Genomic DNA, 25,624 nt, shown 5'->3' on the forward strand with positions numbered 1-25,624 from the left:
TTTCATGAGCAAGCAAGTACAAGACGCCTACATCGTCTCCGCCACCCGCACGCCCATCGGCAAGTCGCACCGCGGCTACTTCCGCAACTACCGTCCCGACGACCTGCTCGCGACCACGCTGAAGGCAGCACTCGCGGCCGTGCCGGGCCTGGACCCCAAGGCCATCGAAGACATCATCTGCGGCTGCGCGATTCCCGAATCGCAGCAGGGCCTGAACGTCGCGCGCATCGGCGCGGTGCTGGCCGGCCTGCCGACCAGCATTGGTGGCATCACCGTGAACCGCTTCTGCGCTTCGGGCCTGTCGGCCGTGCAGATGGCGGCGGACCGCATCCGCGTCGGCGAGGCCGACGTGATGATCGCGGCCGGCGTCGAGAGCATGAGCATGGTGCCGATGATGGGCAACTCGCCCTCGCTGTCGCCCTCGATCTTCGAGCGCGAAGGCGACGTGGGCATTGCCTACGGCATGGGCCTCACGGCCGAGAAGGTCGCGCAGCAGTGGAAGGTGAGTCGCGAGGCGCAGGACGCGTTCGCGCTGGCCTCGCACCAGAAGGCACTGGCCGCACAGGCCGCCGGCAAGTTCGCCGACGAGATCACGCCGATCGAAGTGACCGACCGCACGCCGAACCTGGAAACCGGCGAATCGATCGCCAAGACCCGCACCGTGAGCCTGGACGAAGGCGCGCGCCCCGACACCAGCATCGAAGGCCTGGCCAAGCTGCGCACTGTGTTCGCCGCGCGCGGCACCGTGACGGCCGGCAACAGCTCGCAGACCTCCGACGGCGCGGGCGCGCTGATTCTGGCGAGCGAAAAGGCCATCAAGCAGTACGGCCTCACGCCGCTCGCACGCTTCGTGAGCTTCGCGAGCAAGGGCGTGCCGCCGCACATCATGGGCATCGGCCCGATCGAGGCGATTCCGGCCGCGCTGCGCTATGCGGGCCTGAAGCACGAAGACATCGACTGGTTCGAACTCAACGAAGCCTTCGCCGCACAATCGCTCGCGGTGATGAACACGCTGGGGCTCGACCCGTCCAAGGTCAACCCGATGGGCGGCGCCATTGCACTGGGCCACCCGCTGGGCGCGACCGGCGCGATCCGCGCAGCCACCGTGGTGCACGCGCTGCGCCGCGAGAAGCTGAAGTACGGCATGGTCACGATGTGCGTCGGGATGGGGCAGGGCGCAGCGGGCATTTTTGAACGCGTCTGATCCGTCCGACCCCGGGACGCCCTAGCAAGGGGCCGCAGAACGAAGGAGACCACGGAATGCAAGCCCTGCAACTGCCGGTCGACGCCGGCGCCCACGTGGCGGTGCGCCGCTACGACCCCGCCGGCGCCCCGCGCGCCAGCATCGTCATCGGCGGTGCGATGGGCGTGCGCCAGTCGTTCTACGAGCCCTTCGCGCACTGGCTCGCGGGGCAGGGCCTGCGGGTCTGGACCTTCGACTACCGCGGCAGCGGCGACTCGCTCGGCGATGCGCCGCTGCGCGGTTTCCAGGCCGACCTGTTCGACTGGGCGCGCGACTACGAGGCGGTGATCGACGCCGCCAAGGCCGCGCTGCCCGACCAGCCGCTGTACCTGCTGGGCCACAGCCTCGGCGCGCAGCTGCCGGGCTTCCTGCAGCGGCCCGGGCAGGTCGACGGCCTCGTGAGCATCGCGGCCGGCAGCGGCTACTGGCGCGAGAACGCGCCGAAGCTGCGACGCAGCATCCTGTATTTCTGGTTCGTGCTGGTGCCGCTGGCGACGCGCCTGTGGGGCTACTTTCCGGGCCGCAAGCTGAAGAAGGTCGGCGACCTGCCGCGCGGCGTGATCCTGCAATGGCGCCGCTGGTGCCTGAACCCGCGCTACAGCGTGGGCGCCGAAGGCGAGCCCGCGCTGCAAAGCTATGCGCGCGTGCGCTTCCCGGTGCTCGCGCTCTCGATGACCGACGACGAACTGATGACGCATGCGGGCACGCGCAGCCTCGTGAGTTTTTATGCAGGCGCGCCGAGCGCGGTGGAGCGCATCGCACCGGCCGACGTGCAGGCGCGGCGCATCGGTCACTTCGGCTTCTTCCGCGAGCAGTTCAGCCAGAGCCTGTGGCCGAGCACGCTCGACAAGCTGCACCGGCTCGCCGCACTGACCGCGCCTGCGGCAGTGCAGCACGCCAACGTCCCGCACACGACTGCGTGACGTCATCCTCCGCAGGCACACTGGCGATCACCATGAGCAGCACGACCCCACACCCCCTCGACAAAGCCCTGGCCCTGCACCACAGCGACATCCGCGTGGGGCACTTCACGGGCACCACGAGTCCCGACTACTGGAACATGGTCGGCCCGTTCGGCGGCACCACCGCGGCGCTGGCGCTGCAGGCGGTGCTCAAGCACCCCGACCTGCTCGGCACGCCCATCGCGCTGACCGTCAACTACGCGGCCGCGCTCGGTGAGGGCGCGTTCGACATCCAGGCCACCGCCGTGCGCACCAACCGCTCGACGCAGCACTGGACGGTGACGATCACGCAGCCCGGCGCCGACGGCACCGCGAACATGACGACCACCGCCACCGTGGTCACGGCCGCGCGCCGCGACACCTGGAGCCAGGCTGACCTCACCATGCCCGAGGCGCCCAAGCCCGAGGCCGTCGATCGCATCCGCATCGGCCCGTCGGGCGTGGCCTGGCTCGAGCAGTACGAGATGCGCCCCTTCAGCGGCGGCATTCCCGCCAAGTGGGACGGCAGCCTGCAGCACAGCGAAACGCGCCTGTGGGTGCGCGACGCGCAGGCGCGACCGCTGGACTTCGCCTCGCTCGCCGCGTTGAGCGACGTGTTCTATCCGCGCGTGTGGCTGCGCCGCGCCACGCACGTGCCCGCGGGCACGGTGTCGATCACCACCTACTTCCATGTCGGCGCCGCCGAGCTGGCCGAGGTCGGCACGGGCTACCTGCTGGGCTGCGCGGCGGGGCAGCAGTTCTTCAACGGCTTCTTCGACCAGAAGGCGCAGCTGTGGAGCGAGAAGGGCGCGTTGCTCGCCACGTCCAACCAGATCGTCTACTACAAGGAATGACGCGATGACGCTCACCAAGGCCGCTCTCATCGTCGGCGCGGGCGACGCCACCGGCGGCGCCATCGCCCGCCGCTTCGCGCGCGAGGGCTACGCCACCTGCGTCACGCGGCGCAGCCTCGACAAGCTGCAGCCGCTGGTGGCGCAGATCGAGGCCGACGGCGGCCGGGCCCACGCCTTCGCCTGCGATGCACGCAAGGAAGAAGAAGTGGTGGCGCTCATCGAGCAGATCGAATCGACCGTCGGGCCGATCGAGGTGATGGTGTTCAACATCGGCGCGAACGTGCCCGAGAGCATCCTCACCGAAACCGCGCGCAAGTACTTCAAGGTGTGGGAGATGGCCTGCTTCTCGGGCTTCCTCAACGGCCGCGAAGTGGCCAAGCGCATGGTGGCGCGCGAGATGCCGGCCGGTGGCCATCGCGGCACGATCATCTTCACCGGCGCGACGGCCTCGCTGCGCGGCGCGGCCAACTTCGGTGCCTTCTCGGGTGCCAAGATGGCCCTGCGCGCGTTGGCCCAATCGATGGCGCGCGAGCTGGGGCCGCAGGGCATCCACGTCGCGCACGTCGTGGTCGACGGCGCCATCGACACCGAGTTCATCCGCAGCAACTTCCCCGAGCGCTATGCGCTGAAGGACAGCGACGGCATCCTGAACCCGGACCACATCGCCGACAGCTACTGGATGCTGCATGCGCAGCCGCGCGATGCGTGGACGCACGAGCTGGACCTGCGCCCCTGGTCCGAGAAGTTCTGACCGGCGCCGCGCTACGCTTCGCGTCGCGACGCACAGCCCCAAGGAGACGACACCCATGACGAAATCCGTCGCGTTCTATTTCGACGTCGGCAGCCCCGCCGCCTACCTGGCTGCCACGCAGCTGCCGCACGTGTGCGCCGATACCGGCGCCGAGCTGGTCTGGAAGCCCATGCTGCTGGGCGGCGTGTTCCAGGCCACGGACAACCATTCGCCCGCCGAGATCAAGGCCAAGGGCCCGTACCTCACGACCGACCTGCAGCGCTTCGCCAGGCGCTACGGCGTGCCCTTCGTGCACAACCCGCACTTCCCGATCAACACACTGCTGCTGATGCGCGGCGCCACCGGCGTGCAGATGAAGATGCCCGAACGTTTCGGTGCGTACATCGACGCGGTGTTCCATGCGATGTGGGTTGAGCCGAAGAACCTGAACGACCCCGCGACCGTCGGCGCCGTCTTGCAAAATGCGGGCTTCGACGCCGCGGGCCTGCTCGCGCTGGCCGGCGCGCAGGAAGTGAAAGACCGCCTCAAGGCGGTCACGCAGGAGGCGGTGGAGCGCGGCGTGTTCGGCGCCCCCACCATGTTCGTCGGCGACCAGATGTTCTGGGGCCAGGACCGCCTCGATTTCGTCCGCGAATCGCTGACCTGATGCACACCCCCAGGCTTGCCCACTTCGTGTGGCCGCCAACCCCCTTGCAGGGGGCGACACCTGCGGCCCGGCAAAGCCGGTTCCGCGGTGTCTCCCGAAGGAGCCACGCTCGATGAGCGTGGCGTTGTCCATTTTTTGTTTCAAGGAAATCCCATGAGCGACATCCTCGTCCACACCGAAGCCGGCGTGATGACCATCACCTTCAACCGCGTCGACAAGAAGAACTCGATCACCAGCAGCATGTACGCCGCGCTGGCCGACGCGCTCGCCACGGCCGAGAGCGAAGCGGCCGTGCGCTGCGTGCTGATCCAGGGCGACCCGACGATCTTCAGCGCCGGCAACGACATCGGCGACTTCCTCAACGCGCCGCCCGCCAACACCGAATCGCCGGTGTTCCGCTTCCTGCGCGGCATCGCCACCTTCCCCAAGCCCATCGTCGCCGCCGTGTGCGGCCCGGCCGTGGGCATCGGCACCACGATGCTGTTCCACTGCGACCTCGTCTACGCGGGCGACAACGCGGCCTTCTCGATGCCCTTCGTCAACCTGGGCCTGTGCCCCGAGGCCGCGTCGAGCCTGCTGGTGCCGCAGATGCTGGGCTACCACCGCGCCGCCGAAGCCCTGCTGCTGGGCGAGCCCTTCATGGCCGAGGCCGCGCTCGAAGTGGGCCTCGTCAACCGCGTGGTGCCGCCGACCGAAGCCAACGGCATCGCCCAGACGCAGGCGCGCAAGCTCGCGGCCAAGCCGCTGAGCGCGCTGATCGAGACCAAGCGCCTGCTGAAGAAGGCGCAGATGCCCGCCGTGCTCGAACGCATGGGCGAAGAAGGTGCGAGCTTCGGCCGCATGCTGCGCGAGCCGGCCGCGAAGGAAGCTTTTGGCGCTTTCATGGAGAAGCGCAAGCCGGATTTCTCAAAGGTCTAAGCCTTCCGTGGACTTGCCTGCGGACGGTGCCTGCGTACACTGTTCCTCGTGCCTGCTCCAGACATCAACCTGCCCACAACGCCCGCCACGCGGGCGATGCGTGCTACTGAAAAAGTAGCATTCAGGCCGACGCGCCGGCATGCTTTGGGCTTACTTGCGGGTACGCTCGCGGCGCCCTCGCTGGTGCTGGCGCGCGTGCGGCCGTTGCGCATCGGGGTCATCGGTTCGTGGTCGGGGCCCTATGCGGGCGGCGGGCGCCAGTTCGACGCCGGCATGGCGGTCTGGCTGGCCGACCACAAGCAGCAGATCGCGGGCCGGCCGGTGGAGCTGCTGCGCCGCGACGTGCCCGGCAGCGCGCCCGAACAGGCGCGGCGCCAGGCGCAGGACCTCATCGAGAGCGAGCGCGTCGACCTGCTCACGGGGCTGGACTTCAGCTCCAACGCCTACGCCGTCGGCACCGTCGCCACGCAGGCGCGCGTGCCGACCGTGATCATGAACGCCGCCTCCTCGGGCATCCCCGGGCGCTCGCCGTTCATGGTGCGGGTGTCGTTCACCATCGCGCAGGTCACGGCGCCGCTGGCGCGCTGGGCGCTGCAGCAGGGGCTGCGCGACGTGTGCACCGTGGTGGCCGACTACGCCTCGGGCGTGGACGCCGAGAGCGCCTTCGTCTCCGGCATCACCGCGGGCGGAGGGCGCGTGGGCGCGATGCTGCGCGTGCCGCTGAACACGCTCGACTACTCGGCCTACATGCTGCGCCTGCGCGAGCTCAAGCCGCAGGCCGTGTTCTTCTTCTTGCCCTCGGGCCAGATGCCGGCCATCTTCCTGAAGTTCTGGCGCGACCGCGGCATGGCCGACACCGGCATCCGCCTGCTCGCCACGGGCGACGCCACCGACGACCACTACCTGGACGGCATCGGCGAACTGGCCGAGGGGCTGGTCACCAGCCACCACTATTCCTTCGCCCACGAGTCGCCGGCCAACCGGCGTTTCGCGGGCGCCTTCGAGACCGAGTACGGCAGCCACCTGCGCCCGGGCTACTTCGCCGTGGCGGCGCACGACGGGCTCGCGGCCATCGACGCCGCGCTGAGCGCGCCGGGTGCGCGCGGCGGCAAGGCGGGCGCCGAGCGGCTGGTGGATGCGTTCCGCGGCCTGCAACTGGACAGCCCGCGCGGGCCGGTCGAGATCGACGCCCACACGCGCGACGTGGTGCAGTCGGTCTACATCCGCCGCGTGGAGCGGCGCGACGCGCGCTGGATCAACCGCGAGTTCGAGTGCTTCGAGCGCGTGCGCGACGCCGGCATCGGCGTCGGCTGAGAAGGCCGCTCAGGCGGCCGGCTGTTCGATGGGGCGGGGGCGGCCGTTGTCGTCGATCGCGACGTAGGTGAAGGTGGCCTGCGTCACCTTGATGTACTCGCCCTGCGCCCGGAAGCGCTCGGCGAACACCTCGACCGTCACCGTGATGGAGGTGCGGCCCACGCGCACCAGCTTCGAATAGAACGAGAGGATGTCGCCCAGCCGCACCGGCTGCTTGAAGATGAACTCGTTGACCGCCACCGTCGCCTGCCGGCCCTTGGCGTAGCGCGCCGGGATCACCGAGCCGGCCAGGTCGCACTGCGCCATCACCCAGCCGCCGAAGATGTCGCCGTTGGCGTTGCAGTCGGCCGGCATCGGGATGACCTTGAGCACCAGCTCCATGTCGGTGGGCAGGCTCTTGAGGGTGGCGGCGGCGGCCGCTGCGGCGGAAGCGGCACTGGAAGGGGAGGACATGGGCACAATCTGAAGCAACAACAACACCCACGATTGTCCCCCATGCGCCGAAGCGGCGAAGCCCTTTCCTCCTCTCCCCATGCGCCCGGCGGCCACCCGCCCGCGCGCTCCGACCGTTCCGACTGGGCGACCCTGCGCCGCCTCTTTCCCTATCTCTGGCAGTACAAATGGCGCGTGATGGCCGCGCTGGCCTTCATGGTGGGCGCCAAGGTGGCCAACGTGGGCGTGCCGGTGCTGCTGAAGAACCTCATCGACACGATGACGCCCAAGCCCGATATGGCGCAGGCGCTGCTCATCGTGCCGATCGGGCTGCTGCTGGCCTACGGGCTGCTGCGCTTTTCCACGGCGCTCTTCGGCGAGCTGCGCGAGCTGATCTTCGCCAAGGCCACCGAAGGCACGGCGCGGCAGATTGCGCTGGAGGTGTTCGGCCACCTGCACTCGCTGAGCCTGCGCTTTCACCTGGAGCGCCAGACCGGCGGCATGACGCGCGACATCGAGCGCGGCACGCGCGGCGTGCATTCGCTCATCTCGATGTCGCTGTACAGCATCGTGCCGACCATCATCGAGCTGGCGCTGGTGCTCACCATATTGGGCGTGAAGTTCGACGCGCTGTTCGTGTGGATCACCGGCGTGGCGCTGGTGCTGTACATCACCTTCACCGTGACGGTGACCGAGTGGCGCACGCAGTTCCGCAAGACCATGAACGAGCTCGACTCGATGGCGCAAAGCCGCGCGGTCGATTCGCTGCTGAACTACGAAACGGTCAAGTACTTCAACAACGAAGACTTCGAGGCCAAGCGCTACGACGCCAGCCTCGACCGCTACCGCAAGGCCGCCATCAAGAGCCAGCGCACGCTGAGCATGCTCAACACCGGCCAGCAGCTGCTGATCGCCGTGAGCCTGGTGCTGATGCTGTGGCGCGCCACCTCGGGCGTGGTCGAAGGGCGTATGACGCTGGGCGACCTGGTGATGGTCAACGCCTTCATGATCCAGCTCTACATTCCGCTCAACTTCCTGGGCGTGATCTACCGCGAGATCAAGCAGAGCCTGACCGACCTGGACAAGATGTTCGTGCTGATGGAGAAGGAGCGCGAGGTGCGCGACGCGCCCGGTGCGCAGCCGCTGGCGGGCATCGACTCGACCATCCGCTTCGAAGACGTGAGCTTCGCCTACGAGCCCGATCGCCCGATCCTCAAGCACGTGAGTTTCGAGATTCCTTCCGGCAAGACGGTGGCCGTGGTCGGCCCCTCGGGCTCGGGCAAGTCGACGCTGGCGCGCCTCTTGTACCGCTTCTACGACGTGCAGCAAGGTCGCATCACCATCGGCGGCGAAGATATCCGCGCCGTGCAGCAGTCCAGCGTGCGCCGCGCCATCGGCATCGTGCCGCAGGACACGGTGCTGTTCAACGACACGGTCGAATACAACATCGCCTACGGCCGCCCCGGCGCCACGCGCGACGAGGTCGAAGGCGCGGCGCGCGCTGCGCGCATCCACGACTTCATCTCGGCCACGCCCAAGGGCTACGAGACGACGGTGGGCGAGCGCGGCCTGAAGCTCTCGGGCGGCGAGAAGCAGCGCGTGGCCATCGCGCGCACGCTCTTGAAGAACCCGCCGATCGTGATCTTCGACGAGGCCACCTCGGCGCTCGACTCGGCCAACGAACGCGCGATCCAGTCCGAGCTGCGCAGCGCCGCGCAGGGCAAGACCACGCTGGTCATCGCGCACCGCCTCTCGACCGTGGTCGAGGCGCACGAGATCCTAGTGCTCGAATCGGGCGTGATCGTCGAGCGCGGCACGCACGCCGATCTGCTGGCCCAGCAGGGCCGCTACGCGCAGATGTGGGCTTTGCAGAAGAGCGAAGCAGTGCCGATGCTCTAGCCCGATCATTCACCCCTTCTTTCTTTTCACCGACCCCAGGAGTTCAGACGTGTCGACCAAGATTCCCCTGCTGGTGCTCAACAGCCTCTCGAGCGCCCACCAGGCCCAGATTGCCGAGGTCTACGACATGACCTACGCCTTCGGCGACGCGCAGCGCGCCGCCGCCATCGCCGAGCACGGCGCCAAGTTCCGCGCGGTGCTGACCATCGGCGTCATCGGCCTCACGCCCGCCGAGATCGACGCCATGCCGGCGCTCGAGCTGGTCTGCTGCATGGGCGCGGGCTACGAAGGCGTGCCGCTTGAGGTCACGCGCGCACGCGGCATCGCCACCGCCAACGGCGCCGGCACCAACGACGACTGCGTGGCCGACCACGCCTTCGGCCTGCTGATCAGCATCGTGCGCGAGTTCCGCACGCTCGACCGGCTGTGCCGCGAAGGCGTGTGGCGTGAGGCCATTCCGCAGCCGCCGAACGTGTCGGGCAAGAAGCTCGGCATCCTGGGGCTGGGCACCATCGGCCAGAAGATCGCCAAGCGCGCGGCGGCCTTCGACATGGACATCGGCTATCACAACCGCAAGCCGCGCGAAGGTGCCACGCACCGCTACTTCGACGACCTGAAGTCGCTCGCCACCTGGGCCGACTTCCTGGTGCTGGCCGCGCCGGGCGGGCCGGCCACGAAGCACCTGGTCAACGCCGAGGTGCTCGACGCGCTGGGGCCGCAGGGCTACCTCGTGAGCATCGGCCGCGGCAGCGTGGTCGACACCGAAGCGCTGGCGAAGGCGCTGCGCGAGCACCGCATCGCGGGCGCGGGCCTGGACGTGTACGAGAGCGAACCCAAGCGCCCCGAGCCGCTCATCGGCCTGGACAACGTGCTGCTCACGCCGCACATGGCGGGCTGGTCGCCCGAGGCCACGCAGAAGTCGGTGAACCACTTCCTCGCGAACGCCGAAGGGCACTTTGCGGGGCGCGGCGTGCTCACGCCGATCTGAAGGTTCTTGCTCCTTCCCCCTCTGGGGGAAGGCCGGGATGGGGGCCGGCGGCGCTTGCAATGCAGGCAGCGCTCGATTGACGGCCGCTTGCCCCCACCCCAACCCTCCCCCAGCGGGGGAGGGAGTCAAGCCAAAACCGGAGGGCGCCGCGCGCCCCAGCCGCAAGCCTGATCGTAGGCATGCCCCAGCCGCAGCACGTCGAGGTCCGCATGGATCGGCCCGGCCAGCTGCAGGCCCATCGGCAGCCCGCCGTCGCCGAAGCCCGCGCGCACGTTCAGCGTGGGCAGGCCCGCCAGCGTGAAGGGCGTGACGATCTCCATCCAGCGGTGGTAGGTGTCGCTCTTCACGCCGTTCACCTCGGCCGGCCAGTGCAGCTCGGCGTCGAACGGGAACACCTGCGCCGTCGGCGCGACCACGAAGTCGAAGCGCTCGAAGAGCTTCAGGAACGCGCGGTAAACGTTCGATCGGTAGTGCGAGGCCTGGTACAGCGAGGCGGCGTCCAGGTGCCGGCTTTGCTCGATCTCCCATTGCGCCTCGGGCTTGAGCTGCGCGAACAGCTTCGGGTCGCTCAGGTAGGCGCCGAGCTTGCCGCCCACCAGCAACTGGCGCAGGCGCAGCCAGGCGCTCCAGTTGTGCTCGCGCGGCACGTCGAGCGTGCAGGGCTCGACCTCGCAGCCGATGGTGCGGAAGGTGTCGAGCGCCTGCTCGCCGAGTTCGCGCACGCCCGGCGCCAGCGGCAGCTCGGGCCAGACATTGCCGAGCCAGCCGATGCGCAGGCCGCGGCCGTCGCCGTCCAGCTGCAGGTCGTCGGGCGAGGGCAGGGCGTGCGGCGACGACAGCGGCACGCGCGTGTCGAAACCCGCCTGCACGGTCAGCAGCCGGGCCGCGTCTTCCACGGTGCGGCCCATCGGGCCCTCGCAGCCCAGCTGCTGGAAGAAGAGTTCCTGCTCCGGGTCACCGGGCACGCGGCCACGCGACGGGCGCAGGCCGATCACGTTGTTGAAGGCGGCGGGGTTGCGCAGCGATCCCATCATGTCGCTGCCGTCGGCCACGGGCAGCATGCCCAGGGCCAGCGCCACGGCCGCGCCGCCGCTGCTGCCGCCCGCGCTGCGATCGGGCGCGTAGGCGTTGCGGGTGATGCCGAACACCGTGTTGTAGGTGTGCGAGCCGAGGCCGAACTCGGGCGTGTTGGTCTTGCCGATGACGATGGCACCGGCCGCGCGCATGCGCGCCACATGCAGGCTGTCGGTGCGCGCGGGCGAGCGCGGCGACAGCGGCGAGCCCATCGAGGTCGGCAGGCCGGCGGCGTGGCTCAGGTCTTTCACGGCCAGCGGAAAGCCGTGCATCCAGCCGCGCCGTTCGCCGCGCGCCAGCTCGGCGTCGCGTTCGTCGGCCTCGGCCAGCAGCTGGGCGGGGTCGCGCAGGGAGACGATGGCGTTGAAGCGCGGGTTGAGCGCGTCGATGCGGGCGAGCGACGCCTGCATCACCTCGCGGCAGGACACGTCGCGGGCCGCGATCTTGCGCGAAAGTTCGGTGGCACTGAGGTCAGGCAGGTCGTCGAAAGGCATGGCGCATGCGGGAAAAGGAGGGGGCGCCCAGTATGGCGCGGCGCTCGCATAATCGCCGCGTATGGAAACAAAGTGGCTCGAAGACTTCATCAGCTTGGCGGAAACCCGCAGCTTCAGCCGCTCGGCCCAGTTGAGGCACGTGACGCAGCCGGCGTTCTCACGGCGCATCCAGGCGCTCGAGGGATGGGCCGGCACCGACCTGGTCGACCGCAGCTCCTACCCCACGCGCCTCACGCCCGCGGGCCAGACGCTCTACAGCCAGGCCATCGAGATGCTGCAGTCGCTGCAGAGCACGCGCGCCATGCTGCGCGGCCACTCGGCCGCCGGCCAGGACGTGATCGAGATCGCCGTGCCGCACACGCTGGCCTTCACCTTCTTCCCCTCGTGGGTCACCAGCCTGCGCGAGCACTTCGGGCCCATCAAGAGCCGGCTCATCGCGCTCAACGTGCATGACGCGGTGCTGCGGCTGGTCGAGGGCAGCTGCGACCTGCTGATCGCCTACCACCACCCCTCGCAGCCGCTGCAGCTCGATGCCAACAAGTACGAGATGGTCAGCCTCGGCGAGGAAACCGTCGCCCCCTGGGTCAAGGCCGATGCCGAAGGTGCGCCGCGCTACCGGCTGCCGGGCCGCCCGGGCCAGCCGCTGCCCTACCTGGGCTATGCGCCGGGCGCCTACCTCGGGCGCGTGGTCGACCAGCTGCTCAAGGAGTCGGGCACCGCCATTCACCTCGACCGCGTCTACGAGACCGACATGGCTGAAGGCCTGAAGGTGATGGCGCTCGAAGGCCATGGCATCGCCTTCCTGCCGCAAAGCGCGGTGCGCAAGGAGATCAAGGCGCGCAAGCTGGTGAGCGCGCTGCCGCCCGAGATCGACAGCCTCGAGGCCAAGATGGAAATCCGCGCCTACCGCGAGCGGCCCAGCGCGCCGGTTCCGGTGAAGGCCGGTGCCGGCCGGTCGACGGCGCGGGCCGGGTTGTCGGAAAGCATGCAGCCCAAGCGCACGGCCGACGCGCTCTGGTCGTACCTCGTCGGGACCCAGCCGCCGCACTGAACGAGCGTGAACGGCGGGCAGATTTGTGCACTGCACAATCTATAAGCACCACGCATACGGCCCCCCGCAATCAGCATTGGCGGCCGGGCCGCGCCGCCACTACAGTCGCGGCAGTTTTTTTCGGCCGTTGCACGCCGGGGATCGCCGGTCGCTGCTTGCGCCACGCACACAGCCGCCCAACGCGGGCACAAAGGCTGCTTAGTGAAAGTCGGACAATGCGAAATGTCTGGATTGCACCAGGCTGGCGCCCCGATGGGCGCGGCCGGTGCGAGGCGGGCGGCGATGCCCGTGGAATGCACCGGGTTGGTCCGGGTATCCCGCAAAATGCGAGTGTCTAGAATTTCGTTCTATTTGTTTCAGTCACCCTCAGGAGCTTTTCGTATGAAAAAACAAGTATTGGCATTGGCTGTCGCAGCGCTCGCCACCAGCGGCGCCTTTGCACAGGCCAATGACACCCTGGCCAAGATCAAGGCCTCGGGCACCATCACCGAAGGCGTGCGTGAGTCCTCCGGCCTTTCGTACACGCTCGGCAATGGCCAGTACACCGGCTTCCATTACGACGTCTGCGCCAACATCATCAAGGACCTGGAGAAGGCCGCCGGCAAGAAGCTCGAAGTCAAGTACCAGCCCGTGACTTCGCAGAACCGCATCCCCCTCGTGCAGAACGGCACCGTGGACATCGAGTGCGGCTCGACCACCAACAACGCCACCCGCCAGAAGGACGTGGCTTTCGGCGTGACCACCTACGTCGAAGAAACCAAGATCGTCGTCAAGGCCAACTCGGGCATCAACTCGCTGGCCGACCTGAAGGACAAGACGGTCGCCACCACCACCGGCACCACGCCGCTGCAGACCGTGCGCAAGCAAAAGCGCGCAGAGAACCTGACCTTCAAGGAGGTCTACGGCAAGGACCACTCCGACAGCTTCCTGCTGCTGGAAACCGGCCGTGCCGACGCCTTCGTGATGGACGGCTCGATCCTGGCTGCCCTGGCCGCCAAGTCGAAGTCGCCCAAGGACTACAAGATCCTGAACGACGTGCTGGCCGTGGAACCCATCGCCATCATGATCCGCAAGGACGACCCCGCCTTCAAGAAGGCCGTGGACGACAGCATCAAGGCCCAGGCCAAGTCGGGCGAACTCGCCAAGCTGTATGACAAGTGGTTCCTCAAGCCGATTCCCCCGGCCAACGTGACCATCAACCTGCCGCTGGGCGAAGCCACCAAGAACGCGTGGGCCAATCCGAACGACAAGCCTGCCGAAGACTACGTCACCAAGGAATAAGCGCGCGTCGCTGCGTGAATGGACGCCCACCTTTCACGGTGGGCGTTTCTTTTCAAGGGACGGTATTTCGAAAAGAAGCTGAAGGAGTAAACACACATGGGAAACTGGGATTGGCAGGTCTTCCTGCAAGACCCCGGGGGGGAATATCCGAGCTACCTGCAATGGATGCTCTCGGCCTGGGGCTGGACCGTGTCGGTCGCGCTGCTGGCGCTGATCGTCGCGCTGGTGCTCGGCTCGCTGATCGGCATCATCCGCACGCTGCCCGACAGTCCGTGGCTCGTGCGCTTCGGCAATGCATGGGTGGAGCTCTTTCGCAACATCCCGCTGCTGGTGCAGATCTTCCTCTGGTACCACGTGATTCCGGCGCTGGTTCCCGTGATGAAGGGCGTGCCGAGCTTCATCCTCGTGGTGCTGGCACTGGGCTTCTTCACCTCGGCGCGTATCGCCGAGCAGGTGCGCTCCGGCATCCAGGCGCTGCCCAAGGGCCAGCGCTACGCGGGCATGGCGGTGGGCTTCACCACCGCGCAGTACTACCGCTACGTGATCCTGCCGATGGCGTATCGCATCATCATCCCGCCGCTCACGAGCGAGACGATGAACATCTTCAAGAACTCGTCCGTCGCGTTCGCCGTGTCGGTCACCGAACTCACCATGTTCGCCATGCAGGCGCAGGAAGAAACCTCGCGCGGCATCGAGGTCTACCTGGCGGTGACGGCGTGCTACGTGGTGTCGGCCCTGGCCATCAACCGGCTCATGGCGTACATCGAGAAGAAGACCCGCGTGCCGGGCTTCATCGTCTCGGCCAGCGCTGGTGGCGGAGGACACTGACATGATGAATCTCGACCTGTCCTTCTACAACTGGGACGTCATCAGCAACTTCGTCATCAAGGGCTTCTACTTCAGCATTATGCTGACGGTGGTGGCCACGATCGGCGGCGTGATCTTCGGCACGATCCTGGCGCTCATGCGCCTGTCGGGCAAGAAGTGGCTCGATGCGCCCGCGGCGCTGTACGTCAACGGCATGCGAAGCATCCCGCTGGTGATGGTGATCCTGTGGTTCTTCCTGCTCGTGCCGGCGTCGTTCTATTCGCTGTTCGGTTCGCTCGGCTCGAACTACCGCTCCGAAATCTCGGCGGTGATCACCTTCGTGGCGTTCGAGGCGGCCTACTTCTCCGAGATCATGCGTGCGGGCATCCAGTCGATCCCGCGCGGCCAGGTGAACGCGGGCCAGGCCGTGGGCATGACCTACGGCCAGAACATGCGTCTCGTGGTGCTGCCGCAGGCCTTCCGCAACATGCTGCCGGTGCTGCTCACGCAGACCATCATCCTGTTCCAGGACACCTCGCTGGTCTATGCCATCGGTGCCTACGACATGCTCAAGGGCTTTGAAACGGCGGGCAAGAACTTCGGCCGTCCGATCGAGGCCTACCTGCTCGCAGCCGTCGTGTACTTCGCCATGTGCTACGCCCTTTCCTGGCTGGTGAAACGCCTGCACAAGAAAATCGCCATCATTCGCTGATCGAGTTGGCTGAACTGAACCGGAGAGAAACAAATGTCCGAAAAAATGATTGAAATCAAGAACGTCTCCAAGTGGTACGGCCCGGTGCAGGTGCTCAACGACTGCTCGGTGAACATCTCCAAGGGCGACGTGGTCGTGGTGTGCGGCCCGTCGGGTTCCGGCAAGTCCACGCTCATCAAGACCGTGAACGCGCTCGAGCCCTTCCAGAAGGGCGAGATCACCGTCAACGGCATCCCGCTGCACGACCCCAAGACCAACCTGCCCAAGCTGCGCTCCAAGGTCGGCATGGTGTTCCAGCACTTCGAGCTGTTCCCGCACCTGTCGGTGACCGAGAACCTCACGATCGCGCAGATCAAGGTGCTGGGTCGCACGCCCGACGAAGCCAAGACCCGCGGCCTGAAGATGCTCGACCGCGTGGGCCTGATGGCGCACAAGGACAAGTTCCCGGGCCAGCTGTCGGGCGGCCAGCAGCAGCGCGTGGCGATCGCCCGTGCGCTGTCGATGGACCCGATCGTGATGCTGTTCGACGAACCCACCTCGGCGCTCGACCCCGAGATGGTCGGCGAAGTGCTCGACGTGATGGTGAGCCTGGCCAAGGAAGGCATGACCATGATGGTGGTCACGCACGAAATGGCCTTCGCCCGCAAGGTCGCGAGCCGCGTGATCTTCATCGACGTGGGCGGCAAGATCCTGGAAGACTGCCCGAAGGACGAGTTCTTCAACCACCCGGAAAACCGTCAGCCGCGCACCAAGGACTTCCTGAACAAGATCCTGCAGCACTGATCCGCTGCGCGCCCCAAACAAAAAGCCACGCTGTCCGCAGCGTGGCTTTTTTCTTGGGGCTTGGTTGAAGGGAAGGAGGCTCAGGGCAGCCGCGCAATGTGCTCCGTCAGCAGGTCGAAGAACCCCTGTGCATCGCCGTCGATGATCCACTGCACGTTGGCCGGCCGCTTCAGGCTGCCGTGCCAGTCGGCCAGGGTCTGGCCGAAGCCCATGCCCTCGCGGCTGTCGATCTCGACGTGGATGCGGCGGCCCTGGAACAGGTCGGGGCGCAGCAGGTAGGCCGTCACGGTGGCGTCGTGCACCGGGCCGCCGGGCATGCCGTAGTGGGCCATCTCCTGCGGCGCGTAGGCGTCGAGGATGTCGGCGACGATCGCACCGGCGCGGTTGCCCAGCTGGCGCAGTCGCGCGATGCGCGCGTCGCTCGTGAGGATCTTGTGCGTCACGTCCAGCGGCAGCATGGTGATCGGCACGCCGCTTTTCAGCACCACCTCGGCCGCATGCGGGTCGGCGAACACGTTGAACTCCGCCACCGGCGTGATGTTGCCGCCGTTGAAATGCGCGCCGGCCATGAGCACCAGCTCGCGCAGGCCGCGCACGATGTCGGGCGCCTGTTCGAGCGCCAGCGCGAGGTTGGTCTGCGGGCCGAGCATGGCGAGCGTCACGCTGTGCTCGGGTGCGGCGCGCAATGTGCGCACGAGGTAGTCGACGGCATGGCCTTCGGCCAGCGGCACGGCGGGCTCGTGCACGGCCACGCCCGTGAGGCCTTCGCGGCCGTGGATGTTGGCGGCGTAGATGGGCGTGCGCTGCAGCGGCCGCTCGGCGCCTGCGTAGACCGGAAGCTGCGGCCGTCCGGCCCATTCGCAGGCCAGGCGCGCGTTGCGCGAGGTCTTGGCCAGGGGAACATTGCCCGCCACCGTGGTCAGCGCCTGAATCGCCAGCGATTCGGGCGCCGCCAGGGCGAACAGCAGCGCGATCACATCGTCCGCGCCGGGGTCCGTGTCGATGATCAGGGTGTGCATGGCGACATTGTCATGCCACCCCGATCCACGGCGGTGCGCGGCGGCTTACTTCGCGCGCGCGGCGATGGCCTTCTCGGCCTTGGCCACCAGGTCGACGCCGACGGTCGACTTCCACTTGTCGTACACCGGGCGCGTGGCCTTCACGAAGGCGTCGCGCTCGGCCGGCGTGAGGTTGGTCACCGTCACGCCCATGGCCGCGATGTCCTTCAGCACGGGCTTGTCGGCTTCGACCAGGCCCTTGCGCGCGATGGCGATCTCCTGCTTGCCGGCGTCGAGCGCGGCCTGGCGCACGATGGCCTGGTCGGCCGGCGTCCACGAGGCCCAGATTTCCTTGTTCACGACGAAGACCAGCGGGTCGGCCACGTAGCCCCAGGTGGTGACGAACTTCTGGCCCACCGTGTGCATCTTGAGCACCGTGAACAGGAACAGCGGGTTCTCCTGGCCGTCGACCGCGCCGCTGGCGAGCGCGGGCTGCGCGTCGGCCCAGCTCATCTGCGTGGGGTTGGCGCCCAGCGCGGTGAGCATGTCGGAGTAGATGGGCGAGCCCACCACGCGGATCTTCATGCCCTTGATGTCGGCCGGCGACTTGATCGGCTTCTTCGAGTTGGTGATTTCGCGGAAGCCGTTCTCGCCCCAGGCGAGCGGCACCACGCCGGCCTTGTCGAGGGTCTTGAACATGTCCTTGCCCACCTCGCCCTGCGTGAGCGCGTCGATGGCCGCGTAGTCGGGCATCAGGAAGGGCATGGAGAACAGGTTGAGCTGCTTCACTTGCGGCGACCAGTTGATGGTCGAGCCCACGGCCATGTCGATCACGCCCTGGCGCAGCGCGCTGAACTCGCGCGTCTGGTCGCCTTGAATGAGCGACACGCCCGGGTACAGCTTGATGTTGATGCGGCCCTGGGTGCGTTCCTTCACGAGGTCGGCCCAGATCTTGCCGGCCTGGCCCCACGGCGTGGGCGGGCCCAGCACCAGCGACATCTTGTACTCGGGCTTGTAGGTGGCCTGCGCCATCGCGCCGGTCGAGAACAGGCCGAGCGTGGCGGCGACGGCGGCAAGGCCCAGCAGGGTGCGGCGGAATTTCATGAGAGAGGTCTCCTCTTTGTCTGTCGATGGATCGAAAAAATCAGTAGCCCAGCTTGCGCGGCAGCCAGAGCGCGAGTTCGGGGAAGGCGATCACCAGCACCATCACCACGAACATCGAGAACAGCATCCAGCCCACCCACTGCACGGTTTCTTCCATGCGCACCTTGGCGATGCGGCACGAGACCATGAGGTTGACCGCCAGCGGCGGCGTGAACTGGCCCAGCGCCACCTTCAGCGTGAGGATCACGCCGAACCACACCGGGTCCCACTTGTAGTGCTGCACGATGGGCAGCAACAGCGGCACGAAGATCAGGAAAATCGACACGCCGTCCAGGAACATGCCCACGGTGATGAGCAGCAAGATCAGCAGCGCCAGGATGCCGTACTCGCCCAAACCGGAGTTGACGATGGCCTGCGTCACCGGATCGATGATGCCCAGCGTCGAGAGCGAGTACGCGAAGATGCCCGCCAGCGACACCACCAGCAGGATCACCGCCGACAGCTCGCCCGACTCGCGCAGGATCACGAACAGGTCGCGCACCTTGATCGTCCGGTGGATGCACATGCCCACGAACAGGCCGTAGAACACCGCCACCACGGCCGCCTCGGTCGGCGTGAACCAGCCCGCGCGCATGCCGCCCAGGATCAGCACCGGCGCCGCCAGGCCCCAGATCGCTTCGCGAAAGCTCTTCCAGAACGGCGGGCGCGGCAGCGTCGATTCGAGCGCGCCCATCTTGTGCTTGCGCGCCAGCCACACGGCCGGAATCATCAGCGCCAGGCCGGCCATCACGCCGGGGATCATGCCGGCCGCGAACAGCGCCGGCACCGAGGCGCCGGGCACCAGCACCGAGTACACGATGAACGCGACCGAGGGCGGAATCAGGATGTCGGTGGCCGCCGCGGCGCCCACCACGCTGGCCGAGTAGGCAGCCGGATAGCCGGCGCGGCTCATGGCCGCGATCATCACCGCGCCCACGGCGGCGGCGTTGGCCGGGCCCGAGCCCGAGATGCCGCCCAGGAACATCGCCACCGCAATCGCCACCAGCGGCAGCATGCCGGGGCCGCGGCCCACGATAGCGATGGCGAAGTTGACCAGCCTTAGCGCCACGCCCGAGCGGTCGAAGATGGAGCCCACCAGCACGAACATCGGAATCGCCAGCAGCGGGTACTTGCCCAGGCCGGCGTAGAAGTTCTGCGGCACGGCCAGCAGGCCGAACCACTGGGCGTCGGCGTTGGCCAGCGCGATGCAGGCCGCGCCCGCCAAGCCGAGCGCGGCGCCGATGGGCACGCCCACCAGCATCATCACGACGAAGGCGACGAAGAGCAGGGTGGCGATCACTTGGCGTCGCCCTTCTTGCTGTTGTTGTCGTCAGACTTGTAGTTGGTCTTGCGGCCACGGCGGACCATGAGGCCGATGGCGCGCCCCGCGATCGCGAACGACACGATGGGCAGCCAGATCGAATACCACCAGGCCGGCAGGCCGATGCCGGGCGTGGTTTCCTCGAAGCGGTAGTCGTCCCAGACCATGCGGATGCTGAGCGCGCCGATCAGCGCGAACAGGATGGCGATCATCAGCGCGCCGAACTGCGCCAGGCGCTTGCGCCGCGCCATGGAGCCGCTCTCCGAGAAATACTCGATGCGGATGTGCCGGTCGCGCGCCACGGCGGCCGAGCCGGCCACCAGCGCCAGCATGATCATGAGGAACACCGAGAACTCTTCCGTCCACGCGAAGGACGAGTCTGTGAAGTAGCGCACGATGACGTTGGCGAACGTGATGAGCGCCAGCGCGCCCATGATGAGGACCGTGAGCCAGTCTTCGATGGCGAGGGGAACCTTGGTGGGTTCGTCGGCGGCTTCGATGTCGGGGGGGAGGGGACTGGCGGCGTCCAGCGTGGGGCCGGACTCGGGAGGAGTTGTCATCGCAGAAAGGGCAGCTGAGGCAGGCGCCAGGTCACCGGGCGGACGCCGGGACGCGATCCGTACACCTTGACAGGCGAGCAGCGCTCGATGCTAGGGGGTCAATGACCATTCATATATCGGGGGTTTCCTTAGCTGTGGCGGTGTGTTGACGGCCTCGGTCGGGGGCCTTCGGGGCGCGTGCACAGGACACCGGGCACTCTCCTCCGCGAATGTCCCCCGGCCTGCGGCCTCCTCCTTGATTTCGCTGCGAGGAGCACCCGATGCCCTGTGCACGATGAGTGCGGCTGTGGCGTTGGCGGTTCGATCGCTGTGGTGGATTGCAGATGGATGTGCGGGGGCGTACTGCTGAGCTTTCGTGAGCGACAGGCATTGGCGAAGCAGAAGCCTGAAGGGCTGGTGCCGGATGCGGTCGACATGGACAGGGCTGCGTTCAATGTTCGCTTCAGACTGGTTGTTGTCGTTCGATCGGGTGGACCGGAGGGGTACTATCGGCCGGAACCAACCATTCGCTGCGTCGTGAAAATTCGAATAGAAGCGGGCATCGCAGAAAGACAAGGAACCTACATGCCAACGTTCTCGATCTATGCGAGCGAGGTGCTGGTTGGGTGCTCCAGCTTGGAGTTGGGCGACCCTCCTATGGGCGTAGCGTTTGGCATATTTCGACCGGTTCCGGGGTACTCGAATATCCGCGCCGAATGCATTTCGAATCACGCTGATCAGGCCCACCTTGCCCTAACAGTGCGAACAGAAGACCAAATGGTCCTCGCCTGTGCTGGCGTGCGCATCATGGACTGCGACGATGGCCCCGATAGCATCGAGGTGAACGTCTTGGGCATTTCCTACCCGGCCTATGAGACGTTGTTTCCCGAGCACGTCGCAGCCTATGAGCGACAGTGGAGCTGATCACGTCGGCGTTCCGCTGCGAACTCGGTCACGACGGCAGCGCGACTGGCTGCAGTCGGCCAAAAGCGGAAATCCAAGTACGGTCTCATCATGCAACCTGAAACGCCTTCATCTGAAGGATTCGATGTTTTCTGGATAGCGTCTGATTCGCTGCAGCAAGTCGGCATTTTTGCGACTGGCGGTGATGGCCCTATCCCCTGGACTGCACGGCCTTGGATTTACAACGCGGAAGAACAGGCACTAATGTTGTCTGTTGTGTGTGCGGTCGAGTTGAAAATTCCCTATCCCCGCCCCGATGATTTCGTGGCGTTGGCTGAGCGAGGATTCTTTTCGTTCGACTGGACGGATGTGCACAAGACTTCCATCCAGGCAACGTCCGCGTACGAAATGGTTTGCCGACCTGTCAGTCCTTTGACAGTTGACCAGTTGCCGCCGTCCCTTCGGGTTGCTGCGCTGGCCACGAAAATCGTTGGCAAGACCTTAGACGCCGGGCGTGTAGATCAGGTGGCCTTGGGCAGCTAGGATGGCCGCCGTCGGCCAAGAGCCGACATCGCTAACCAACCACGAATTGCCCTTCTCGTACTCGAGCAAGCCAATCGCGGACTTCGAGCGGTGTGTTATCAATCAAGGAGGGAGGTGGCAGCCAGCCAATCAGGTTCAGGCCGCAGACGCCAACATCTTCGATAGTGCGAGAGCTTCGGCAGTGGCGCTCGGGCGCCAATCTTCGCCCCCTGGGTTTCCGATCTCTTTCCGTTCAATTCGGACCGCAAGTTCTGCGTAGACCATGCTCCAGAATCGAAACTCGTCCTTCGCCAAGAACAGTTCTTCAAGGTCAAGATCGATGCCTCGATAGAAGCTCTTGGCTTCAGCTTTCAGTTTCTTCACGAACGTGAGGTCCCGCTCTGAAGAGGCAACCGAATCGGCCACTTCCAGCCCAAACTCGACTAGCGTAGAGAAGCGTCGATTTGAGACAAATATCTCTTGGTCTCCAAGAAAGATCATGCTACTCATAGAAGAATCCTGAAAGGGATTTCATCGTAAGCGATGCTCTGTGTATCACTACCGGAAAGGCCTATTGGCTCATCGAATTCGGTTGGAACGACTAGCCTTCCAACGTCAAAGTGCATTTGCCGGCCGCCTACAGAGCTACTGCAGAGGCGGTACTTGGGGCGCTGGGTGATGCGGAGCAATTGATAGGCTTCTTGCAGTTCGACGGTGCAACAGCGCGGCGCATCTAACTTGGTGGGGACCGGCCTGATTTTCTGTTGGCGGACGCCGACCGCAGCCTGCTACGGCAGAATGCGGCCAGAAGCAGGCGGCCTCGGCGGCAGCTAAATTTGGCCAAAAGGCTTATCCATTCAATGTCCAAAGACCACCATGACGGTCTTTCATCACGAAGGTAGGAACCAACAATGGGAATGCTCACCGACTTCTTTGTCGCGTCTGATGAGGATGCAGGTGCATATGAAAGTCGCCTTCTTGCGGACGATGAATCTTCTGAAGATGACCTGCGCTCGTTAGAGCGGGTTGAGCACAAAGGTCTTACCGGAATTGAACTCGGGGCCCTTTGGGCTCTTCTAGCCGATAAGAAATTTTCTTATCCAGAGTTCGGTTTGCAAGTAGGTCCTATGACCGAAGAAAGTGAAGGCATTCTGGAGGCGTTTCCTTCTGACTTCACACGTCGATTGGCGCAGCTTCCCCAGGGTTCAATACCCGGTCTTAGCGCGGGCTGGGCAGATGTCGACGGTGTGCCTCATGAAGCTGATGAGCTGGTGCCGATTCTGCAAGACCTCACACGATTGGCACAAGCGGCGCAAAGCACTGGGAAATCGCTCTACATCTGGTACTCAATTTGAACGCCGGAATCATCTGGCGCTATCGGTCAGAACCGGACACCTAATGAACCTTGAAGAATACTTTGCCGAGTTCAATGCGGCGGTTAATGTGGACGCAGGTTCGGGCATCACAGTGCATGTCGCAGCTGAAGTCGCCGCAGGTCATGCGATAGGACTTACCGTCGCGCAGATGCATGCTTTCCTTGCTCGACGTACTCAGATAACGAGCGTTGCCGTCGCCCTGAAGGGCCACTTTCTATCTCCAGAGCAGATTGCCAGGATGGATTTGGCACGGGCTGAAGGTGCGGTCGAGCCCAAGGAAGTAATTCTGAGAGCCTTCACGCCGGAGGAGGTACGCCCGGACCTCCTGGCCAAAATCTCCGCATAAGAAACAAGGTCTGCTTCGGAGAAGAGTGAACTTCGGCTTAGGGCCCATTGCCGAAGTTAACCTGCAGCCAACAGAAGCGTCGAAGGCTTCTGGAGCCCTTCATAATCAAAATCTGCCCCCCGCTTGTTCGAGATACCGACCTTTCGTCATGGATAAATTCTTGCTGCAACAGCAGGTGCTGGAACGGCTCGCCGAAGACCTGCTGCAAGCCGAACAGGCAGTGCGCGCAGCCCATGAAACGGCGACTCACGAAGAGAACATCGCCGAAAACAAGTACGACACATTGGGACTCGAAGCCGCCTACCTGGCCACCGGCCAAGCTCGGCGCGCCGAAGCCATACGCCAGGCGATGGCCAATTGGCGCCAATTCCGCCCGCGTCCCTACGACGCCAGCATAGGAATACGGCTCGGCGCGCTGGTCTGCCTGGTCGATTCCGACGACAAGCAGCAACAGCTCTTTCTCGGCCCGGATGGGGGCAGCATGACGTTGGTCAGCGGCACTCAGCTTGTTCAGGTCATCAGCAGCGAAGCCCCTTTGGGTAGGGCAATGCTGGGCAAATGCGAGGGTGATGAGGTGTCGATACAGGTCGCTCCAATCCGACAGCAGTTTGAGGTGCTGCGGGTTCTCTAAGCCGCGACTGGACAGAAGCGGCACGCGTGACGTTGAGAGTCGGTCGAAGGCGGCGGACCTCGACCTGCATGGACGCAAACTAGGGTCTCGACGAACGTTCCTCGAAGATGGGCCCCGAATTTCCAGTTGTAGATTCAAGCTGCGCGTTGGCGAGATCTCCAAGACTCCTGATAGCCCCTTCCAAGCGCGGGTCGCCGAGATACCCGTAGTTGATGCGCAGGTGCCGGGTGTATCGGCGGTCGGCTGAAAACAAATGGCCCGGCGCTACGCCTATGCCGAGCCGAAGAGCGTCCTGGTGCAGTGCGAGCGAGTCGACACCTTCTGGCAGCGCGAGCCACAGGAAATAGCCACCCTCGGGGCGCGTGACCCGCGTTCCAGTTGGAAAGTATCGATCGATAAATCGCAAGCATGCCGCCTGCTGGCGGCTGAGCGAGTGCCGCAGGGCGCGCAGGTGACGATCGAAACTCTTGTGTTGCAGGTACTCCTGCAACGCCAGTTGCGAGGGGAGTGCCGTCGCCAGCGAGCTCATCAACTTGTTGCGACCCAAAGTGGCTGCAAAGCGACCGCCCGCTACCCAACCGATGCGATATCCGGGTGCCAGGGATTTCGAGAAAGAACTGCAGTGCAGCACCCAGCCATCCCGGTCCCAGGCCTTGGCTGGTGGCGGTCTCCGAGCCCCATGCGCGAGCTCGCCGTACACGTCGTCTTCGATCAGCGGTATGGCGCGGGTGGCGAGCATGCTGACCAGTTGCTCTTTGGCTGCGTCGCTCATGGTGCAGCCCATCGGATTCTGGAAGGTCGGCATGAACCAGCAGGCCTTCACCGGATGCTGGTCGATCACGCGAGCAAGAGAGTCGAGATCTACGCCTGTTCGCGGGTGCGTCTCAACCTCGACCGCGCGAAGACCGCGCCGCTCCAGTGCCTGCAACGCACCATAGAAGGTTGGCGTTTCGATCGCCACGACGTCGCCTGGCTGCGTCACCGATTCGAGCGCAAGATTGAGTGCTTCCATCGCCCCGCTGGTGATGACCAGTTCAGACGCAGGCACATCCATCCCGACGCTGCCGTAACGCAGGGAGATCTGATGGCGCAATTGGGCGTTGCCTGGTGACAAATCTTCGACGGTCTGCCAAGGATCCATCCGCTTGAGCGCTCGCGTCAGGCCGGCGGCAAGTTGCTCGAAGGGAAACAGCTCTGGCGACGGAAAGGCCGAGCCGAGCGGGACCATATCGCGCTCGCGAGCCTGTGCAAGGACCTGAAAGACAAGCGACGAGACGTCGACCGACATGGACCGCAGGACAGGCTCGCTGGCGGCGAGCTCGTTGGTCGGCATTTCCGCGCCCGCTCGAACGAAGTACCCTGACCGCTGCCGCGCTTCGACAAGCCCTTGCGCCTCCAGCAGGTAGTAAGCAGAGAACACGGTGGACGCACTGATGCCCATTTGCGACTTCAGTTCGCGCACGGAGGGAAGGCGATCGTTCGCCTTCAGGCTACCCGCGCGAATACGCTGAGCGATGTTGTCGGCAAGCTTTTCGTAGCGGTTCATGGGCATCTCTTTCTGATACGGTCGTTCTGAACCGCTCCAGAGATTGTCATATCAGACGTCGACCCGCCCCGGCGCGACTACCGGCCTCCTTGCATCTGATACGAAAATTTT

The 25,624-nt window shown here is 65.7% G+C and carries 27 protein-coding genes; 19 read left to right on the forward strand and 8 right to left on the reverse strand.

Annotated features, from left to right (window positions below; genetic code table 11):
* The first annotated feature begins 4 nt into the window (after nt 1-4).
* The 7 genes from AC07OH_RS17135 to AC07OH_RS17165 all read left to right on the forward strand — a co-directional run bounded on the left by AC07OH_RS17135 (nt 5) and on the right by AC07OH_RS17165 (nt 6,667).
* Entirely contained in the window at nt 5-1,204 is a 1,200-nt protein-coding gene (locus AC07OH_RS17135; protein WP_062471086.1) for an acetyl-CoA C-acyltransferase, read from the forward strand.
* Between the two features lie 56 nt (nt 1,205-1,260).
* A complete protein-coding gene (locus tag AC07OH_RS17140) occupies nt 1,261-2,166 on the forward strand; it encodes an alpha/beta hydrolase family protein (RefSeq protein WP_495301506.1) in 906 nt (301 codons plus the stop codon).
* Between the two features lie 32 nt (nt 2,167-2,198).
* Nucleotides 2,199-3,038 (forward strand): acyl-CoA thioesterase, encoded by an 840-nt coding sequence (locus tag AC07OH_RS17145; protein WP_070060213.1) that lies wholly within the window; start codon nt 2,199-2,201, stop codon nt 3,036-3,038.
* Between the two features lie 4 nt (nt 3,039-3,042).
* Nucleotides 3,043-3,789 carry an SDR family oxidoreductase gene (locus AC07OH_RS17150; RefSeq protein ID WP_354346766.1) on the forward strand — a complete coding sequence of 249 codons (747 nt, stop codon included), beginning with the start codon at nt 3,043-3,045 and terminating at the stop codon, nt 3,787-3,789.
* Between the two features lie 55 nt (nt 3,790-3,844).
* Entirely contained in the window at nt 3,845-4,435 is a 591-nt protein-coding gene (locus tag AC07OH_RS17155) for a 2-hydroxychromene-2-carboxylate isomerase (RefSeq protein WP_495301507.1), read from the forward strand.
* A 153-nt stretch (nt 4,436-4,588) separates the two neighbouring features.
* Nucleotides 4,589-5,353, forward strand: coding sequence for an enoyl-CoA hydratase (locus AC07OH_RS17160; protein WP_307582871.1), 765 nt, complete (start codon nt 4,589-4,591; stop codon nt 5,351-5,353).
* A 195-nt stretch (nt 5,354-5,548) separates the two neighbouring features.
* Entirely contained in the window at nt 5,549-6,667 is a 1,119-nt protein-coding gene (locus AC07OH_RS17165) for an ABC transporter substrate-binding protein (RefSeq protein WP_495301787.1), read from the forward strand.
* A gap of 9 nt (nt 6,668-6,676) precedes the next feature.
* Here AC07OH_RS17165 and AC07OH_RS17170 read toward each other — a convergent pair whose 3' ends face one another.
* Nucleotides 6,677-7,120 carry an acyl-CoA thioesterase gene (locus AC07OH_RS17170; RefSeq protein WP_070060209.1) on the reverse strand — a complete coding sequence of 148 codons (444 nt, stop codon included), beginning with the start codon at nt 7,118-7,120 and terminating at the stop codon, nt 6,677-6,679.
* Nucleotides 7,121-7,162: 42 nt separating this feature from the next.
* Between AC07OH_RS17170 and AC07OH_RS17175 the strand changes: the two genes are divergently transcribed.
* Nucleotides 7,163-8,998: an ABCB family ABC transporter ATP-binding protein/permease gene (locus tag AC07OH_RS17175; RefSeq protein ID WP_495301508.1), complete on the forward strand. Its 1,836-nt coding sequence runs from the start codon at nt 7,163-7,165 to the stop codon at nt 8,996-8,998.
* Between the two features lie 49 nt (nt 8,999-9,047).
* Nucleotides 9,048-9,986: a 2-hydroxyacid dehydrogenase gene (locus tag AC07OH_RS17180; protein WP_495301509.1), complete on the forward strand. Its 939-nt coding sequence runs from the start codon at nt 9,048-9,050 to the stop codon at nt 9,984-9,986.
* A gap of 125 nt (nt 9,987-10,111) precedes the next feature.
* On the opposite strand, the gene AC07OH_RS17185 is transcribed toward AC07OH_RS17180, so the two are convergent.
* The gene (locus tag AC07OH_RS17185) at nt 10,112-11,554 is read right to left on the reverse strand and encodes an amidase (RefSeq protein ID WP_495301510.1); all 1,443 of its coding nucleotides are present in this window, start codon (nt 11,552-11,554) and stop codon (nt 10,112-10,114) included.
* 61 nt (nt 11,555-11,615) lie between these two features.
* Between AC07OH_RS17185 and AC07OH_RS17190 the strand changes: the two genes are divergently transcribed.
* The 5 genes from AC07OH_RS17190 (at nt 11,616) to AC07OH_RS17210 (ending at nt 16,188) form a co-directional block, all read left to right on the forward strand.
* A complete protein-coding gene (locus tag AC07OH_RS17190) occupies nt 11,616-12,605 on the forward strand; it encodes a LysR substrate-binding domain-containing protein (protein WP_495301511.1) in 990 nt (329 codons plus the stop codon).
* Between the two features lie 381 nt (nt 12,606-12,986).
* Nucleotides 12,987-13,886, forward strand: coding sequence for an amino acid ABC transporter substrate-binding protein (locus AC07OH_RS17195; RefSeq protein WP_390346785.1), 900 nt, complete (start codon nt 12,987-12,989; stop codon nt 13,884-13,886).
* A gap of 96 nt (nt 13,887-13,982) precedes the next feature.
* A complete protein-coding gene (locus AC07OH_RS17200) occupies nt 13,983-14,714 on the forward strand; it encodes an amino acid ABC transporter permease (RefSeq protein WP_307582881.1) in 732 nt (243 codons plus the stop codon).
* A gap of 1 nt (nt 14,715) precedes the next feature.
* A complete protein-coding gene (locus tag AC07OH_RS17205; protein ID WP_070060204.1) occupies nt 14,716-15,405 on the forward strand; it encodes an amino acid ABC transporter permease in 690 nt (229 codons plus the stop codon).
* Nucleotides 15,406-15,450: 45 nt separating this feature from the next.
* Nucleotides 15,451-16,188: an amino acid ABC transporter ATP-binding protein gene (locus AC07OH_RS17210; protein ID WP_056576214.1), complete on the forward strand. Its 738-nt coding sequence runs from the start codon at nt 15,451-15,453 to the stop codon at nt 16,186-16,188.
* Nucleotides 16,189-16,268: 80 nt separating this feature from the next.
* Here AC07OH_RS17210 and AC07OH_RS17215 read toward each other — a convergent pair whose 3' ends face one another.
* The 4 genes from AC07OH_RS17215 to AC07OH_RS17230 are packed head-to-tail and all read right to left on the reverse strand — an operon-like array spanning nt 16,269 to nt 20,210.
* Nucleotides 16,269-17,207 carry a nucleoside hydrolase gene (locus tag AC07OH_RS17215; protein ID WP_495301512.1) on the reverse strand — a complete coding sequence of 313 codons (939 nt, stop codon included), beginning with the start codon at nt 17,205-17,207 and terminating at the stop codon, nt 16,269-16,271.
* Between the two features lie 45 nt (nt 17,208-17,252).
* Entirely contained in the window at nt 17,253-18,290 is a 1,038-nt protein-coding gene (locus tag AC07OH_RS17220) for a DctP family TRAP transporter solute-binding subunit (protein WP_062471046.1), read from the reverse strand.
* A 40-nt stretch (nt 18,291-18,330) separates the two neighbouring features.
* Nucleotides 18,331-19,629 carry a TRAP transporter large permease gene (locus tag AC07OH_RS17225; RefSeq protein WP_495301513.1) on the reverse strand — a complete coding sequence of 433 codons (1,299 nt, stop codon included), beginning with the start codon at nt 19,627-19,629 and terminating at the stop codon, nt 18,331-18,333.
* Nucleotides 19,626-20,210 carry a TRAP transporter small permease gene (locus AC07OH_RS17230; protein ID WP_070060201.1) on the reverse strand — a complete coding sequence of 195 codons (585 nt, stop codon included), beginning with the start codon at nt 20,208-20,210 and terminating at the stop codon, nt 19,626-19,628. The genes AC07OH_RS17225 and AC07OH_RS17230 overlap by 4 nt, the downstream gene beginning before the upstream one ends.
* Nucleotides 20,211-20,579: 369 nt before the next feature.
* Here AC07OH_RS17230 and AC07OH_RS17235 point away from each other — a divergent pair, with 369 nt between their 5' ends.
* Nucleotides 20,580-21,113 (forward strand): hypothetical protein, encoded by a 534-nt coding sequence (locus tag AC07OH_RS17235; RefSeq protein WP_495301514.1) that lies wholly within the window; start codon nt 20,580-20,582, stop codon nt 21,111-21,113.
* Nucleotides 21,114-21,203: 90 nt separating this feature from the next.
* Nucleotides 21,204-21,635: a hypothetical protein gene (locus AC07OH_RS17240; protein WP_495301515.1), complete on the forward strand. Its 432-nt coding sequence runs from the start codon at nt 21,204-21,206 to the stop codon at nt 21,633-21,635.
* A gap of 135 nt (nt 21,636-21,770) precedes the next feature.
* Here AC07OH_RS17240 and AC07OH_RS17245 read toward each other — a convergent pair whose 3' ends face one another.
* Entirely contained in the window at nt 21,771-22,124 is a 354-nt protein-coding gene (locus AC07OH_RS17245; protein WP_495301516.1) for a hypothetical protein, read from the reverse strand.
* 401 nt (nt 22,125-22,525) lie between these two features.
* On the opposite strand from AC07OH_RS17245, the gene AC07OH_RS17250 reads away from it, so the two are divergent.
* The 3 genes from AC07OH_RS17250 to AC07OH_RS17260 all read left to right on the forward strand — a co-directional run bounded on the left by AC07OH_RS17250 (nt 22,526) and on the right by AC07OH_RS17260 (nt 23,967).
* Nucleotides 22,526-22,969, forward strand: a complete 444-nt coding sequence (locus AC07OH_RS17250) for a hypothetical protein (RefSeq protein WP_159278622.1) — start codon at nt 22,526-22,528, stop codon at nt 22,967-22,969.
* 43 nt (nt 22,970-23,012) lie between these two features.
* Nucleotides 23,013-23,336 (forward strand): hypothetical protein, encoded by a 324-nt coding sequence (locus tag AC07OH_RS17255; RefSeq protein ID WP_495301517.1) that lies wholly within the window; start codon nt 23,013-23,015, stop codon nt 23,334-23,336.
* A gap of 148 nt (nt 23,337-23,484) precedes the next feature.
* A complete protein-coding gene (locus tag AC07OH_RS17260; protein WP_062471040.1) occupies nt 23,485-23,967 on the forward strand; it encodes a GreA/GreB family elongation factor in 483 nt (160 codons plus the stop codon).
* 79 nt (nt 23,968-24,046) lie between these two features.
* Here AC07OH_RS17260 and AC07OH_RS17265 read toward each other — a convergent pair whose 3' ends face one another.
* On the reverse strand, nt 24,047-25,513 hold the full coding sequence (locus AC07OH_RS17265) for an aminotransferase-like domain-containing protein (RefSeq protein ID WP_495301518.1): 1,467 nt from the start codon (nt 25,511-25,513) through the stop codon (nt 24,047-24,049).
* Nucleotides 25,514-25,624: the final 111 nt, after the last annotated feature.

The sequence above is a fragment of the Variovorax sp. GW821-FHT10C12 genome (assembly GCF_059415405.1).

Coding starts and splice junctions, on each gene's coding strand:
- AC07OH_RS17260 (WP_062471040.1), top strand. CDS start 23,485: ATGGATAAATTCTTGCTGCAACAGCAGGTGCTGGAACGGCTCGCCGAA.
- AC07OH_RS17140 (WP_495301506.1), top strand. CDS start 1,261: ATGCAAGCCCTGCAACTGCCGGTCGACGCCGGCGCCCACGTGGCGGTG.
- AC07OH_RS17190 (WP_495301511.1), top strand. CDS start 11,616: ATGGAAACAAAGTGGCTCGAAGACTTCATCAGCTTGGCGGAAACCCGC.
- AC07OH_RS17230 (WP_070060201.1), bottom strand. CDS start 20,210: ATGACAACTCCTCCCGAGTCCGGCCCCACGCTGGACGCCGCCAGTCCC.
- AC07OH_RS17265 (WP_495301518.1), bottom strand. CDS start 25,513: ATGAACCGCTACGAAAAGCTTGCCGACAACATCGCTCAGCGTATTCGC.
- AC07OH_RS17205 (WP_070060204.1), top strand. CDS start 14,716: ATGATGAATCTCGACCTGTCCTTCTACAACTGGGACGTCATCAGCAAC.
- AC07OH_RS17220 (WP_062471046.1), bottom strand. CDS start 18,290: ATGAAATTCCGCCGCACCCTGCTGGGCCTTGCCGCCGTCGCCGCCACG.
- AC07OH_RS17245 (WP_495301516.1), bottom strand. CDS start 22,124: ATGAGTAGCATGATCTTTCTTGGAGACCAAGAGATATTTGTCTCAAAT.
- AC07OH_RS17195 (WP_390346785.1), top strand. CDS start 12,987: ATGAAAAAACAAGTATTGGCATTGGCTGTCGCAGCGCTCGCCACCAGC.
- AC07OH_RS17170 (WP_070060209.1), bottom strand. CDS start 7,120: ATGTCCTCCCCTTCCAGTGCCGCTTCCGCCGCAGCGGCCGCCGCCGCC.
- AC07OH_RS17145 (WP_070060213.1), top strand. CDS start 2,199: ATGAGCAGCACGACCCCACACCCCCTCGACAAAGCCCTGGCCCTGCAC.
- AC07OH_RS17175 (WP_495301508.1), top strand. CDS start 7,163: ATGCGCCGAAGCGGCGAAGCCCTTTCCTCCTCTCCCCATGCGCCCGGC.
- AC07OH_RS17210 (WP_056576214.1), top strand. CDS start 15,451: ATGATTGAAATCAAGAACGTCTCCAAGTGGTACGGCCCGGTGCAGGTG.
- AC07OH_RS17155 (WP_495301507.1), top strand. CDS start 3,845: ATGACGAAATCCGTCGCGTTCTATTTCGACGTCGGCAGCCCCGCCGCC.
- AC07OH_RS17215 (WP_495301512.1), bottom strand. CDS start 17,207: ATGCACACCCTGATCATCGACACGGACCCCGGCGCGGACGATGTGATC.
- AC07OH_RS17185 (WP_495301510.1), bottom strand. CDS start 11,554: ATGCCTTTCGACGACCTGCCTGACCTCAGTGCCACCGAACTTTCGCGC.
- AC07OH_RS17150 (WP_354346766.1), top strand. CDS start 3,043: ATGACGCTCACCAAGGCCGCTCTCATCGTCGGCGCGGGCGACGCCACC.
- AC07OH_RS17200 (WP_307582881.1), top strand. CDS start 13,983: ATGGGAAACTGGGATTGGCAGGTCTTCCTGCAAGACCCCGGGGGGGAA.
- AC07OH_RS17240 (WP_495301515.1), top strand. CDS start 21,204: ATGCAACCTGAAACGCCTTCATCTGAAGGATTCGATGTTTTCTGGATA.
- AC07OH_RS17250 (WP_159278622.1), top strand. CDS start 22,526: ATGGGAATGCTCACCGACTTCTTTGTCGCGTCTGATGAGGATGCAGGT.
- AC07OH_RS17255 (WP_495301517.1), top strand. CDS start 23,013: ATGAACCTTGAAGAATACTTTGCCGAGTTCAATGCGGCGGTTAATGTG.
- AC07OH_RS17135 (WP_062471086.1), top strand. CDS start 5: ATGAGCAAGCAAGTACAAGACGCCTACATCGTCTCCGCCACCCGCACG.
- AC07OH_RS17160 (WP_307582871.1), top strand. CDS start 4,589: ATGAGCGACATCCTCGTCCACACCGAAGCCGGCGTGATGACCATCACC.